At 41.9% G+C, this 15,077-nt stretch carries 8 protein-coding genes and 1 pseudogene; 1 reads left to right on the top strand and 8 read right to left on the bottom strand.

Annotation, left to right across the window (positions count from 1 at the left end; all coding sequences use genetic code 11):
- From PR833_RS02390 to guaB, 3 genes and pseudogenes are all read right to left on the bottom strand, one after another.
- Positions 1-913: pseudogene (locus tag PR833_RS02390) on the bottom strand (IS110 family transposase); the annotation flags it as partial.
- Between the two features lie 223 nt (positions 914-1,136).
- On the bottom strand, positions 1,137-2,714 hold the full coding sequence (guaA, locus tag PR833_RS02385) for a glutamine-hydrolyzing GMP synthase (protein ID WP_060561063.1): 1,578 nt from the start codon (positions 2,712-2,714) through the stop codon (positions 1,137-1,139).
- Between the two features lie 86 nt (positions 2,715-2,800).
- Complete coding sequence (gene guaB / locus PR833_RS02380; RefSeq protein WP_004920523.1) at positions 2,801-4,267, bottom strand: IMP dehydrogenase; 1,467 nt, start codon at positions 4,265-4,267, stop codon at positions 2,801-2,803.
- A 171-nt stretch (positions 4,268-4,438) separates the two neighbouring features.
- Between guaB and xseA the strand changes: the two genes are divergently transcribed.
- Complete coding sequence (gene xseA, locus PR833_RS02375) at positions 4,439-5,818, top strand: exodeoxyribonuclease VII large subunit (RefSeq protein ID WP_272525853.1); 1,380 nt, start codon at positions 4,439-4,441, stop codon at positions 5,816-5,818.
- Between the two features lie 45 nt (positions 5,819-5,863).
- Here xseA and PR833_RS02370 read toward each other — a convergent pair whose 3' ends face one another.
- The 5 genes from PR833_RS02370 to maeB all read right to left on the bottom strand — a co-directional run bounded on the left by PR833_RS02370 (position 5,864) and on the right by maeB (position 14,658).
- Positions 5,864-8,119 carry a TonB-dependent receptor domain-containing protein gene (locus PR833_RS02370; protein WP_036940515.1) on the bottom strand — a complete coding sequence of 752 codons (2,256 nt, stop codon included), beginning with the start codon at positions 8,117-8,119 and terminating at the stop codon, positions 5,864-5,866.
- 121 nt (positions 8,120-8,240) lie between these two features.
- The gene (locus PR833_RS02365; RefSeq protein WP_272525852.1) at positions 8,241-10,430 is read right to left on the bottom strand and encodes a S9 family peptidase; all 2,190 of its coding nucleotides are present in this window, start codon (positions 10,428-10,430) and stop codon (positions 8,241-8,243) included.
- Between the two features lie 20 nt (positions 10,431-10,450).
- On the bottom strand, positions 10,451-11,254 hold the full coding sequence (locus PR833_RS02360) for an energy transducer TonB (RefSeq protein WP_004920535.1): 804 nt from the start codon (positions 11,252-11,254) through the stop codon (positions 10,451-10,453).
- A 121-nt stretch (positions 11,255-11,375) separates the two neighbouring features.
- Positions 11,376-12,263, bottom strand: coding sequence for a ChaN family lipoprotein (locus PR833_RS02355; RefSeq protein ID WP_036940522.1), 888 nt, complete (start codon positions 12,261-12,263; stop codon positions 11,376-11,378).
- 115 nt (positions 12,264-12,378) lie between these two features.
- The gene (gene maeB / locus PR833_RS02350; protein ID WP_014656109.1) at positions 12,379-14,658 is read right to left on the bottom strand and encodes an NADP-dependent oxaloacetate-decarboxylating malate dehydrogenase; all 2,280 of its coding nucleotides are present in this window, start codon (positions 14,656-14,658) and stop codon (positions 12,379-12,381) included.
- Positions 14,659-15,077 lie beyond the last annotated feature (419 nt).

Here is a 15,077-nt window from a genome sequence, read left to right as displayed (position 1 = left end):
CCCTGTCGCTCTTTTAGCTGATTAACCCATTGGTTTAAGTAACCCTCATTATTATTTGCAGCCACTCTGACGACTGCCCGGGCTCCATGAATAAATAAGGGTCGTAAATGCTTATCGCCTTTTTTGGTTATGTTCATCAGCACCTGTCTGTCGCCACTGGAGTGAACTCCTAACCAGGCAGCGAAATGACGACCATTTTTGAATTCAGTTCCTTTGCCAATCGCAGCAACAACTGCAGTCGCTGTTTTAAGGCCAATACCTTTAACTTTGGCAATCCGCTGACAGGCTTCAGATTGTCGGAAAACAGTATCAATTTCTTTATCAAAAAGTTTATACGATGACCAAGGTCGTTAAAAAGATCATAGAGTTCTGCTATCGTCCTGCGCATTCTGGTACTAAGACCATTTTCTGTGTCCTCCAGAATCAGCGGAATAGCGTGACGAACCCTTGAGACTGCCGTACCGATTGTTATTCCACGGTCAAGCAGTAATCCTCTGATTTGACAGACTGTCGCAGTGCGGTGATTAACAATACGCTGTCTTGCCCGGTGCAGGGCTTGAATATCCTGCTGTTCCGGACTTTTTGGGGGAACGAACTGCATTGTTGGCTGCATCAGAGCAATTGCGATAGCCTGTGCATCATTACCGTCATTTTTTTGCCCGCGAACAAAGGGTTTTACATACTGGGGTCTGATCACTTTTACCTTATGTCCCAGTTTTTCGAACTCACGCTACCAGTAAAATGCGCCCGTGGAGGCTTCCACACCAATCAGGCAAGCCGGAATATTCGCTACGGTCTGCAGTAACGTTTTACGATCAGGGTGTTTTTTATAAACCGGTTTACCCGACTGATTTAATCCACAAAGTTGAAAAACATTTTTAGCCAAATCAATACCGAGATAGATAACATTCATGATAATGCTCCTGCTGAGTATATTTTGTTCAGTTAACCTCAGAGGGAGGAGGTAGTCCATCCCATTAATTGGAAATAGAAGCTCGTAGTTCAAATAGATAATCAATATTAACTAGCGTAATTGAGCTTCAGACACAACAAGCAACAAAAACAAAAAAGCCCATTTTTACATGGGCTTAAGTCGTTATTTTGCTAGTCAATGCCAGCTAATTCTTATTGAGGGATTATTCCCATTCGATCGTTGCTGGTGGCTTACCGCTGATATCATACACGACCCTTGAAATCCCATCGACCTCATTGATAATGCGGTTTGAAACACGGCCTAAGAAATCATATGGTAAATGAGCCCAGTGTGCGGTCATAAAGTCAATTGTCTCAACTGCACGTAAAGAAACAACCCAATCGTATTTACGACCATCACCCATCACACCAACAGAACGCACAGGCAGGAATACCGTAAATGCTTGGCTAACCTTGTGATAAAGCTCTGCTTTGTGTAGCTCTTCAATAAAGATAGCATCGGCACGACGCAGAAGATCACAATACTCTTTTTTCACTTCACCTAAAACACGTACGCCGAGGCCTGGACCTGGGAATGGGTGACGATATAGCATGTCGTATGGCAAGCCAAGTTCAAGACCAATTTTACGAACTTCATCTTTGAACAGCTCTTTCAATGGCTCAACTAGGCCTAACTTCATGTCTTCTGGTAACCCACCGACGTTATGGTGAGATTTAATGACATGCGCTTTACCCGTCGCTGACGCCGCAGATTCAATAATATCTGGATAGATAGTACCTTGTGCCAACCATTTAACTTGCGTTTGTTTTGAAGCTTCTTCATCAAACACATCGATAAATACATGACCAATCGCTTTACGTTTTGCTTCTGGGTCGTGAATACCTGCTAATGCACTCAGGAAACGATCTTCTGCTTTCACATGGATAATGTTTAGGTCAAATTTACCTGCAAACATCTCCATCACTTGATCAGCTTCGTTTAAACGCAACAAGCCGTTATCAACAAATACACACGTGAGTCGTTTACCAATCGCACGGTTTAACAACAAAGCGGTTACAGAAGAATCGACACCGCCAGACAGTGCTAAAATCACATGATCATCGCCAATCTGCTCTTTGAGGCGTGCTACAGTATCATCAATAATCGCCGCTGGCGTCCACAGAGCTTCACATTGGCAAATATCCTGCACAAAGCGCTTCAGAATATTGAGGCCTTGGTAAGTGTGTGTTACTTCTGGGTGGAATTGAACACCATAGAATTTTTTCTCTTCATTTGCCATGATTGCAAATGGGCAGTTTGGTGTACTTGCGATAGTTTTAAAATCCGCGGGGATCGCAGTCACTTTATCGCCATGGCTCATCCAGACATCCAGCACTGGCGTACCATTTTCGTTGAGTGAGTCTTGAATATCACGGAACAAATCACATTGCTCAGTGATTTCAACTTTTGCGTAACCAAATTCACGCTCACCAGAAACCTCGACGGTACCACCAAGTTGCATTGACATGGTTTGCATGCCATAGCAGATACCTAAAACGGGTATACCTGCATTAAATACATACTCAGGAGCACGTGGGCTATCATTTTCTGTGGTGCTTTCTGGGCCACCAGAAAGGATGATACCGTTTGGATTGAATTCACGGATTTGCTCTTCTGAAACGTCCCACGCCCAGAGTTCACAATAAACGCCAATTTCACGAACACGGCGAGCAATCAGTTGTGAGTACTGTGAGCCGAAATCAAGGATAAGAATGCGATGCTTATGGATATTTGTTGTCATTTGAGGAGAATTCCAAAAATTCAAGTCAAAAATAGAAAATTGGTAGCTCCGTAATTAACTACGGAGCTACCCTGAATCATTATCTGTTATTGTCCCAGACGGTAATTCGGGGACTCTTTAGTGATGGTTACATCATGTACGTGGCTTTCTTGGATACCCGCACCACTAATACGGACAAACTCGGCTTTAGTACGAAGATCATCAATAGTACCACAACCTGTCAGCCCCATACAGGAACGTAATCCACCCATTTGTTGATGGATAATATCTTTTAGACGGCCTTTATAAGCAACACGCCCTTCAATCCCTTCTGGAACTAATTTGTCAGCCGCATTATCAGACTGGAAATAACGGTCTGAAGAGCCTTTAGACATTGCGCCTAATGAGCCCATGCCTCGATAGGCTTTATAGCTACGTCCTTGGAAAAGGATAGTTTCACCCGGAGATTCTTCTGTTCCTGCAAACATGGAGCCAACCATAACACAGGCTGCCCCTGCGGCAATCGCCTTAGAAATATCGCCAGAAAAACGAATACCGCCATCGGCAATTACAGGGATACCTGTTCCTTCTAATGCCTCGACAGCATCAGCAATTGCCGTAATTTGCGGTACACCGACCCCCGTCACGATACGCGTAGTACAAATAGAACCAGGGCCGATACCCACTTTAACGGCACTCACACCCGCTTCCGCTAGTGCTTTTGCACCCTCAGCCGTTGCGACGTTACCACCGATAATCGGTAAGTCTGGGTATTTTTTGCGTGTTTCACGAATACGTTGCAATACACCTTCAGAGTGACCGTGTGAAGAGTCGATCAATAATACGTCGATTCCCGCAGCCACCAGCGCATCAACACGTTCTTCGTTGCCCGCGCCAGCACCAACTGCCGCACCAACACGCAGACGACCTTGTTCGTCTTTACAAGCATTTGGTTTACGTTCTGCTTTTTGGAAATCTTTAACTGTGATCATCCCTAACAGGTGGAAGTTATCATCGATCACTAGGGCTTTTTCAACGCGTTTTTCGTGCATTTTTTGCAGTACAACTTCACGAGCTTCGCCCTCTTTTACCGTAACGAGACGCTCTTTCGGTGTCATTACCGCAGTGACAGGCTGATCCAGATCGGTAACAAAACGAACGTCACGACCTGTAATGATCCCCACAAGCGATTTATCCGCAGCCACAACAGGATAACCAGCAAAACCATTACGTTCTGCCATTTCTTGAACTTCGCGGATCGTTGTCTCAGGGGTAACGGTAACCGGATCAGTTACAACCCCACTTTCATGTTTTTTCACGCGACGAACTTCTTCCGCTTGGCGCTCAATAGACATGTTTTTGTGGATAAAACCAAGGCCACCCTCTTGAGCCAGTGCAATCGCAAGATCAGATTCAGTCACTGTATCCATCGCTGCAGAAAGCATAGGAATATTCAGGCGGATAGTTGCAGTCAGTTGGGTTGATAGATCGGCCGTGTTTGGTAATACGGTTGAGTGTGCAGGAACGAGCAATACGTCGTCGAAAGTTAGAGCTTCTTTTTTTATGCGTAACATAGGCAATATCTCACCAGGCAGCGTTATGGAAAGGTATAAAATATTGCCGCGGCATTATACACACCGAAACCGATTGCCTCCAGTCCTTTTTTGAAAAAAAACTTGATAACTCCTCTGACTAGGTTAGTATCAACCAATTAAGTCATTGTTTTAGAATTTGATCTAGCTCACATGTCGACTCAACAAAATAGTGGAATTTATTCTGTCAGCAAACTCAATCAAGCTGTCCGTGAACTTCTAGACCGCCAAATGGGTAAAATATGGCTGACAGCCGAAATATCAAACTTTTCGCAACCTAGCTCTGGTCATTGGTATCTCACATTAAAAGATGACAAAGCTCAGGTTCGTGCGGCTATGTTTCGCGGACAAAATGCACGCGTCACATTTCGTCCACAAAATGGTCAACAAGTTTTAGTACGGGCAAGTGTCACACTTTATGAGCCTCGTGGTGACTATCAAATTATCATTGAAAGCATGCAACCGGCTGGCGAAGGTCTGCTACAGCAGCGTTTTGAGTTACTCAAACAAATGTTAGGCGCAGAAGGCTTATTTGATGTAACACATAAGCAGCCTTTACCCTCCCCTGCAAAACGCATTGGTGTTATTACCTCAGCAACAGGCGCTGCATTACACGACATTCTGCATATTTTACGTCGCCGTGACCCATCACTCCCAGTTGTGATCTACCCAACAGCCGTTCAAGGAGATCAAGCTCCTGCACAAATTGCCCGAGCGATTGAGTTAGCCAATAAACGAGGTGAGTGTGATGTACTGATTGTGGGGCGTGGTGGTGGCTCATTAGAAGATTTGTGGGCGTTTAATGAAGAAATTGTCGCTAGAGCTATTTTTGCTAGCCGATTACCTATTGTTAGTGCGGTAGGTCATGAAACGGATATCACGATCGCCGATTTTGTGGCCGATGTTCGCGCTCCGACGCCTTCGGCTGCCGCTGAATTGGTTAGCCGTAACCAAGTGGAATTAATTCGCCAATTAGATTCTGCTCAACAGCGTCTTGAAATAGCGATGGATTATTACCTTGCAGGGCAGCAGCAACGTTTTAGTCGTTTACAGCATCGCTTACAGCAACAACATCCACAACTCCGTTTAGCAAGGCAACAACATCAATTGAGCCTGCTTAATCAGAAACTGACCCAAACTATCACAAGGCGGTTGCAAACCGCTCAGCTACGTCATGACCAATTGCAACGTCGGCTGTCACAACAAGACTTGCGGCCTCAATTACAACAGCAACATCGGTCGCTACAACAGACACAATACCATTTACAGAATATGATGACCGAGTTACTGAATAGCTATAAGCAGCGTTTTGCGGTCGCTTGTTCAAAAATGGAAACGGTCAGCCCACTGGCTACATTGGCTCGTGGCTTTAGTATTAGTGAAACCTCTGACGGTGCAGTATTGAAAAAAACTTCTCAGGTGAAATTAGGCCAAAAGCTTAAAACACGCCTAAATGATGGGTGGGTAGAAAGTGAAGTCACTGATATCACTAAAATGAAAATGAAACGTGCACCTCGTTCTGTTTTAAAATAGGCGTAAAGGGTATCAACACGTTGATACCCTGATATTGATTACGAGTTAGAAGCGAACGACACCACCTAGCATATATGAACGCCCTCTTGCCGTTGCGTTATTATTACCACGCACTTCCATAATGGCCGTCGAATTTGAACGGTTCAAGGCGTCAGAATAAACCTCATTGGTCACATTATTCACTGTAAACATCAATGTGACATTTTTATTGATTTCATAATCAGCATACAAGTCAATAACTGTCGGTTGCTTTTCATATTTATCTTTCAATGCATCACCATTATTATCAACTAATGATTCAACGCCAATACGCTTTGCTGGCCCTGTAACAGTGATGACTGAGCCTAATGTCAACTTTTCATCTAATAACCGAACACCTGTATCTAGCGTCAAATAATAGTCTGGTAACTCAGTAAAATCCCCCGCACTAAAATCAGCAACGCTGGCTATCGAATTAGGCTGGTCACCCGTCTCTTTGGTATAAGATAATGTTGAATAAAAAACGCCTGCATCATAATTAGCTTGTAATTCATAACCCCGTAAGTTGACCTCGCGTGGATCGTTCATATAGATATAACTTTTCTGCATAAAATCCGGGAACTCTTTATCCCAGACACTTTCATTCATCAAACACCATGTAAATTCAGCATATGATCTTGGTCGACACAACAAATAAGGCTTACTGGTAATATAATCCTTAATTCTAGTATGGAACCAAAGCGCTTTCATCGTGAATTGGTCATCTTGCACGATGAGATCAGGTCTCATGCTATTGAAACCAATTTGCCATGTTTGTGCTTTTTCTCCTTTTAAGAATGGGTTCATTGAGTTACCGCCATTCTGAGAGAAAAATACCTCTTGGGAATTTGGTGCACGCATTGAGTGTGCGTAACTTACAAAAGGTTGAAATTCAGGAATGATTTCTGCCGAAAGCAATACCCCCGGGTTGAAGCCTCCCTCTTTTAAGTTTATTGATGCGTCGCCTTGAGGAAAACATTTAACGTCATCATCGCAAGCGGGTTTAAACCCTTTTAGCTTGTAATGTGCATAATTCAGATTAAAAGTGGCTGAGTAAATATCATATTTAGCATTGAATTGCGTATACAAACTCATTAAGTCTAATGTGCCACTGGGTGAGAACTGGTTATAAATGATTGTATTTTGGTCAGATACCGAACTTACTTTACGTTCATATTTATTTTTTAACAGCTTAGAACCTATTTTCCATTCATAGTCCGTCTCCCCATAAGAAAAACGACTCGTATTGGCAAGATTGATCCCATCTGCATTATTTTTGGATTCACCTTGACGTAATGCCCAACCCAATGAATCCCCTTCAAATGTCTGCTTACTCTCTCCATGACTAATAATAAGCTCAGTATCAATTAACTCATTAAGTGGCGTATATTTATATTTAAGATAATAATCCTCGCTATTTATTTTACGGCGAGTTAATTTATTTTGATAAAAACGCCCACTAAATTCTAATTCATGGCTATCATCAGGTTTATATTTCAATTTGGTGAGTTGCGATTGGGGTTTTTGTTTAAAAGTATGATCAGTGGCAAAATCATCACTATCATAACCTGCACCATTTTTATAATTCGCGGGGATATTATGACCACTGACTGCAATTAAGCCACCTAAATATCCATCATTGGTATTAACTGGCGTTTTCCCTGCAACGGCAACCATGCCATTATAGCCTAATCCATTATCCCCCCAACGGGCTTTGCTTCTTAAGCCATATAAGTTGCCATCAAAAATCACATCGTCAATACCGATAGTTCTAAAATTAGCGCTACCTACAAGTGCATTGACACTCTCTCCACCATTTAACTGCCCTTTTTCAACTTCAACTTTAACAATAAAGTTGGGATCAATTAATGCCCCAAAATCATTATTTGGTTGTTGACCATGGGTGTAGTTACTCGGTGAAATGCCATAATATGTTTGGCTAATACCATCCACCATCATATTAACACGACCAAATCCACTCAAACCGCGGATATTGACATTGACTGTACCTTGGCTCGCGTCCATTTGGGTGTAGGTTCCCGGCATAGTACGAATAATTTTATCTAATCCTTCCAGTTTATTTTGCGTACCTACTGCACTAAATGCCCCAGGCTTTTCTAAGGCTTTAACTAATGGCGTTTGTTTCTCAGTACCTGAAATTTTTAATTTACTAAATTGTACGATATCTTTATTTTGTTGTTGCTGTGTATCTTCTGCAAAAGCAATACTATGAAGCCCAGCACATAATAAGCTGGCTCCTACTATTTTTAATTTATTATTCATTAAACCATTCCTGTAAACGCGATAATTAAACATGCGCTCACATGCATCCAAATAAAATTTAATGCTTTAATTTTGCCATGCAACTGTTCGGCTATCGTTAAGAAACAATAGCCGAACCATTTTACAATAATGAGTTATTAGTATATTCGTTTTTCAATTGTGGAAAATAATGTTTTTTATCTTCCAGCATTAAAATAAAGCTGTAATCTAGGGCAATATCATCCAATGCATTATAGCGGCCTGATTTACCACCATGCCCCGCATTCATATTTGTCTCTAACAATAATAATGAATCTCCTTGTTTATATTCACGCAATTTTGCCACCCATTTTGCCGGCTCCCAATATTGCACTTGAGAATCATGTAAGCCCGTTGTCACTAACATATGAGGGTATTTTTGTTTTTTGACATTATCATAAGGGCTATAAGCCTTAATACGCCAATATGCCTCTTCATTTTCAGGATTACCCCATTCGTCATATTCACCGGTGGTCAATGGAATTGATGGATCTAACATTGTCGTCACCACATCAACGAATGGAACAGAAGCGACAACCCCTTCATACAGTTCAGGCGCCATATTCACTACGGCTCCCATTAACAGTCCACCTGCACTTCCTCCCATGGCATAGACATGGCCTTGTTTTCCATAACCCTGATTTATCAGTGCATTTGTCACGTCAACAAAGTCAGTGAATGAGTTCATTTTATTCACTGTTTTCCCTTGTAGATACCACCGTTTACCCAGTTCACCACCACCGCGAATATGGGCAATCGCGTACACAAAGCCTCTATCTAGCAGTGACAGACGTGAAGAGCTGAATGAGGGATCAATGCTGTAACCATACGCACCGTAGCCATAGACTAATAATGGATTTTGCCCCTCTTTAAATAAATCTTTTCGGTAAACTAATGAAACAGGAACTTTCACACCATCTTGTGCCGTCACCCACAAACGTTCACTTTGATATTTGGATTTATCAAAATCTTTCACTTCTTGCTGTTTTAATAACTGCCTTTCTTGTGTCTGCATATTAATTTCATACACAGAAGAAGGTGTCGTCATTGATGAATAGCCATAGCGCAACTTATCGGTATCAGACTCTGGGTTGTTATCAATCCATGCCATATAAGCGGGATCATCAAAACGGACATAATTTTCAGCTTTGGTTTGCCAATTAATTTGACGGAGATTAACCAAACCGTTTTGCCGCTCTTCCAGTACTAACCATTGGTTAAATAGCTCAAAATCTTCCAAATCCACATCATCACGTGGAGCGACTAAAGTCTCCCAATCGCTTTTGCCATCATGACTTGTGATATACAGACCAAACAATGGGTGTTGATGGTTCGAACGAATATAAAATTGACCGCGAAAATGATCAGGATAATATTCAACGCCCGTTTTACGAGGTTGGAAAACGTTAGCCTCATTATGTGGCTTGTTTGCATCAATTAAGCGATATTCCGACGTCTCAGTACTTGTGATTCCAATAAAAATATAATCTTTGGAAGTTGATTTAGAGATGCTGACATAAAAAGTATCATCTTTTTCTTCATACATCATGACATCTTGATGCTGTTGTTCACCGATTTGGTGGCGGAACACTTGATATGGCAACAAGGTTTGTAGGTCTTTATTTACATAAAATAAAGTGTTGCTATCATTGGCCCAAACAATATTGCCCGATGTATTCGTTAACTCATCATTTTTCCACGCTTGGCTGTCTAATGAACGGAAAGAGACCGCATAGTTATTACGACCCTCTCTATCTTCCGCAATCGCCACGATTTTATTGTCTGGTGAAACGGTAAGCGCACCTAAACGGTAGTACTCGCTCCCCTCCGCTCGTTGATTACCATCAACCAGTGTTTGCCACTCTCCTTCGCTATTCACAGGTCTGCGTTCATAAATAGGATAGTTTTTACCTGCTTCAAATCGGCTACGATAGGTATAGCCATTAAAGTCATAAGGTACAGACTCATCATCTTGTTTCATGCGTGAAAGTAATTCATCATAAATCTGTTTTTTTAATGGTTGGCCCAACGCCAGTTGCTGTTGACTATAGGCATTTTCTTTTTCTAAATAATCAATAACTTCTTGTGATTTTCTATGGTCGTCTCTCATCCAATAATAGTTATCGACACGCACATCACCGTGTGTCGTCATTGTATATGGCTGCTTTTTCGCTTTTGGTGCTGACATCTGTTCCTCCGCAAGGGCATGGCCTGCATGTAGTCCAATAAATGCTATTAGACAGAATTTAGCGATTCGAGTGGATACTGACAATAAATCTGTTCTTATAATCATTCTGTTACCCTGATTAACCGTTAGTTTTCAAGTGTGAAGTCTATTGGCATTCTTACCGTAACTTTGCCATTCCTAAGCATTTCGGCTGGAGGGATGGGAAGTGGTTGTGCTCGAGAAAGGACTTTTTCGGCTTCCCTATCAAGAGAGCGAGTTCCTGACCCTTTAATCAGTGAGCTTTTAATAACATAGCCCTGAGCATCAACGTCAAATTCAACCACAGGAATTCCTGTGCGGTTACGTCGCCGAGCATCATCAGGGTAGCGTTTAAATTTATTCAATTGGCCGAGAACGAGAGCCTGCCACGCTTTTTCTGCATCCAGTTGCGATTGTGATTGACTATTGAAATCAGCCGCAATCTTATTGCTCTGTTTCAATGCAGCAGCATCACTAGTCACAGGCGCTGAATTTGATTTTGAGTTATCACTTTCAAGCTTTTTAATAGGCTTTTTAGGCGGTTCTTTCTTCTCTTTTTTAGGCGTCGGTTGTGGCTTTTTCTTTTCGGTTTTGGTTACTAACAGTTCAGCATTTTCATTTACGGGTGCGGTAGGTAGCTCAGACTGCTCAGGTTCAGCTTCTTGGGCTTTACTTGCCACAGAGACCTCCTGCACTTGGCCGATATTCACTTCTGTGACCTGTTTAGCTTCCGCTTCCATGGAAACTTCCACCACAACGGATGGTGGTGGCACGGGATTATCCCACTGTTGATCGTCAGAGCTGCGTAAAAAAAGTCCAATAACTAAAAAATGTAATGCAATTGCAACAATAACCGCACTACCCATTTTCATACTTTGGTTCTGGTAGTGCTCAAATGTAATCGTACTCATTTTAATCTTATTTGCTGTGCCAAAAAACCCAAATGATAATCAATTTCATATGCAAATGAAAACTATTTTTATTCAAATTTGTTTCATTATCACAATTACATTACAAATAATTATAAAATGATTATTTTTCAACCGCTTGATTTACACTAGGCGTATACCAAACATAATCCGCATGAAGATTATCGATAGCATTCCCTTTTTCTGAAATGATCAGCACAGTAAATTCAGCATCAGGAGCCAGATCTTGCACATGTAACGGTACACCAATAGCTCGTGTCGCATGATACCCCCCCACAAACAACAAGGCTGGGGTTGGTGCTTGTAACAGTGATTTAGCCATACGACGATCACGCATTTGTTGAATAACCGTCATCTTTTCAACCTGCTCCGGTGTTAATTTGCCGTCATGAGAGGTTTCAATCGTCTTACTGATCAACTCCTGCACGACAGGTTGAGTCGAATATACGCCATTTAATACTGGCGGATTTTTGTATGCTTCCTTGACCTCTTCCTTATTCAAATTTGCTGAAAGTAGTGGGTACGGGGCTTTTAATAGTTGTTTAGTCAACTCGCCATACTGCTCCCACGGCCATCCACTATTCCATTTAATCGACAACTGCAATTTTTCATCGCGAATATACGGATCTCCCTGCATTTGTGCTTTCACTGAGTTAATACTTTTTTGCTGATCTGGTTGGAGCATTTCAAGTAACACTGAGCCTTGTGGACGCGTTTTGTGCATCTCTTGAGCCAGCCACTGCTCTATTTGGTGATGATACATATTGTCGTGTTTTTCACCGACAATAACGCGAGATGATTGAGATAACTGCTCAATAAGCTGTTGAGGTGTAATGGATTGACCTGATTGTAAGTCAATGATTTGCCCTTGTCCGGTAAGCTGACTATCTAGCTCTACCGGCTTTTGTTCTATTTGCTGTGCACAACCCGCAACCAACAATAGCGCCATTGCGATAAGGGAGGACTTTGCCTTCAATGTTACTGATATCATTATCTTTTCCATCTATTGAGTACAGGATTACCCAAAATACAGATAATGAGAATGATTTTCAATTAAAAAGGCCTCTAAATATTAAAATTTAGAGGCCTTTAGATATTAAGTGAAATTATAGTGGATGTGTTTGTGCTTCAACAGCAGCCAATGCCACCATATTAACAATACGACGTACAGAAGCTATCGCGGTGAGGATGTGTACAGGTTTTGAAACCCCCATTAACACCGGACCTACCGTCACACCATCAGAGCTTGTTACACGTAATAAGTTATAGCTAATACGTGCCGCTTCCATATTTGGCATGATCAACAAGTTTGCTGACCCTTTTAGTGGGCTATCAGGCATGACATCTTTACGGATAGATTCAATCAATGCAGCATCGGCATGCATTTCGCCATCGATTTCAAGATGCGGCGCTTGAGCCTTGACCAGCGCTAATGTATCACGCATTTTTTGTGCGGATGCACAATCAGAAGAGCCGAAACTGGAACGGGATAACAGTGCCACTTTCGGTTCAATACCAAAACGGCGCACCGTATCGGCTGCCATTAAGGTAATTTCCGCTAGCTCTTCTGGTGTTGGATCTTCGTTCACATAGGTATCGGCAACAAACGTGTTACCCGTTGGTAATAATAGTGCGTTCATCGCCCCTGCTGCATGAGCGCCTTCACGGAAACCGAACAGATTTTTTACTACGCTATAGTGTTCGCTGTAACTACCAACGGTTCCACAGATCATACCATCCGCTTCACCACGAAGTACCATGATACCGCCGATTAAAGTCGGGTTACCAATCACCGCACGACGTGCCATCTCTTGTGAAACACCACGGCGTTTCATGATTTGGTAATATTCTTGCCAGTACTCTTTGAAACGTGGATCGTTTTCATTGTTAACCACTTCAAAATCTTTCCCTAGCTCAATATGCAGGCCAAGTTTTTGAATACGTTTCTCAATCACACTTGGGCGTCCAACTAGAATTGGGAATGCTAAGCCAAGGGAAACCAACTCTTGTGTCGCATGTAATACGCGCTCTTCTTCCCCTTCTGCCAAAACAATACGTTTTTTCTCTTTTTTGGCTTGTGAAAAGATAGGCTTCATAAACAAGTTTGTTTTATAGACAAACTGGTTCAGTTTTTCGATATAAGCATCAAAGTCTGCAATTGGACGTGTGGCAACCCCTGAATCCATCGCCGCTTTTGCCACTGCTGGCGCAATTTTAACTATCAAACGTGGATCAAAAGGCTTCGGAATAATGTATTCAGGGCCGAAGAATAAGTCTTGGTTGCCATAAGCAGAAGCAACTTCCTCACTCTGCTCTGCCAACGCTAAATCAGCAATCGCATAAACACAAGCGAGTTTCATCTCTTCGTTGATGGTCGTTGCGCCAACATCCAACGCGCCACGGAAGATGAACGGGAAACATAATACGTTGTTCACTTGGTTAGGATAATCAGAGCGGCCTGTACAAATAATGGCATCTGGACGTACTTCTTTTGCTAATGGCGGTAAAATTTCAGGTTCAGGGTTAGCAAGCGCTAAAATAAGCGGGTCTTTCGCCATGGTTTTCACCATGTCTTGGGTCAGCACACCAGGACCAGAACAACCTAAGAAAATATCTGCATTTGGGATCACATCCGCAAGGGTTCTTGCGCCATTATCTTCAATGGCATAGGCGGCTTTTGTGACATCCATTTTTTCATCACGGCCTTTATAAATCACCCCTTTGGAGTCGCAGACTGTGATATTTTCGTGTTTTAAACCTAGTGCAACAAGCAGGTTCATACATGCAATTGACGCTGCACCTGCACCTGAAACGACTAGGCGAACATCACCGATATCTTTTTTAACAATACGAAGGCCGTTGATCACCGCCGCCGTACAAATAATTGCGGTTCCGTGCTGATCATCATGGAACACAGGGATATTCATTCTTTCGCGCAGCTTCTGCTCAATATAAAAACATTCAGGCGCTTTAATATCTTCTAGGTTGATACCCCCAAAAGTTGGCTCAAGAGAAGCAATAATATCAACAAGTTTATCGGGATCGGTTTCATCAACTTCGATGTCGAACACATCAATGCCAGAAAACTTCTTAAATAGCACCCCTTTCCCTTCCATAACGGGTTTACCCGCCAAGGCCCCAATATTACCTAATCCCAAAACCGCTGTACCGTTTGAGATCACACCGACAAGGTTCCCTTTCGCGGTATAACGATACGCTGATAGTGGCTCTGAGGCGATTTCAAGACATGGAACCGCAACCCCTGGTGAGTATGCAAGAGCCAAATCGCGTTGAGTCGTTAATGGTTTAGTCGGTGTTACAGTTATTTTTCCTGGATGAGGAAACTCATGAAAATCAAGAGCACTTTGTTTTAATTTATCATCCATCATCAAGTCCTTTCAAAGTAGGTAGGGTAAAAGCAGTAAACAGTATAAACAGTTCAGACAAGCAAATCATGATCTTGATGACAATTTCCAGAAAATTCTTTCGGTTACATCAGTTAGTAATACGAGTTAGCCTAAAATATCACCTCAAACTCTCACTCAATCAATATACTTGAAGGCCAATTATATATTATAGATATAATTACTTTTGATAATTTTAATCATATAAAAATCGAGTTATTATTTTTTTGGTTTTCTATTTCGGGGTTCTGAATATTAATTATATAAATTAATAATTAAATACAATGAGCATTAAAAAATAGTAATAAAGGCGAAAATTGAAGGCTATAACATATTTAATGTAATGGCGTGTTTGCTATTAAGCTGTCCTCTTTTATTATTGTCAGGCATAAAAAGGAATC

The sequence above is a fragment of the Providencia sp. PROV189 genome (assembly GCF_028480065.1).
Lineage (GTDB): Bacteria > Pseudomonadota > Gammaproteobacteria > Enterobacterales > Enterobacteriaceae > Providencia > Providencia stuartii.
The sequence above is the reverse complement of the archived record's forward strand: the minus strand, read 5'-3'. Positions and strand labels throughout refer to the sequence as shown.

Coding starts and splice junctions, on each gene's coding strand:
- guaA (WP_060561063.1), bottom strand. CDS start 2,714: ATGACAACAAATATCCATAAGCATCGCATTCTTATCCTTGATTTCGGC.
- PR833_RS02365 (WP_272525852.1), bottom strand. CDS start 10,430: ATGATTATAAGAACAGATTTATTGTCAGTATCCACTCGAATCGCTAAA.
- maeB (WP_014656109.1), bottom strand. CDS start 14,658: ATGGATGATAAATTAAAACAAAGTGCTCTTGATTTTCATGAGTTTCCT.
- PR833_RS02360 (WP_004920535.1), bottom strand. CDS start 11,254: ATGAGTACGATTACATTTGAGCACTACCAGAACCAAAGTATGAAAATG.
- PR833_RS02355 (WP_036940522.1), bottom strand. CDS start 12,263: ATGATATCAGTAACATTGAAGGCAAAGTCCTCCCTTATCGCAATGGCG.
- guaB (WP_004920523.1), bottom strand. CDS start 4,267: ATGTTACGCATAAAAAAAGAAGCTCTAACTTTCGACGACGTATTGCTC.
- PR833_RS02370 (WP_036940515.1), bottom strand. CDS start 8,119: ATGAATAATAAATTAAAAATAGTAGGAGCCAGCTTATTATGTGCTGGG.
- xseA (WP_272525853.1), top strand. CDS start 4,439: ATGTCGACTCAACAAAATAGTGGAATTTATTCTGTCAGCAAACTCAAT.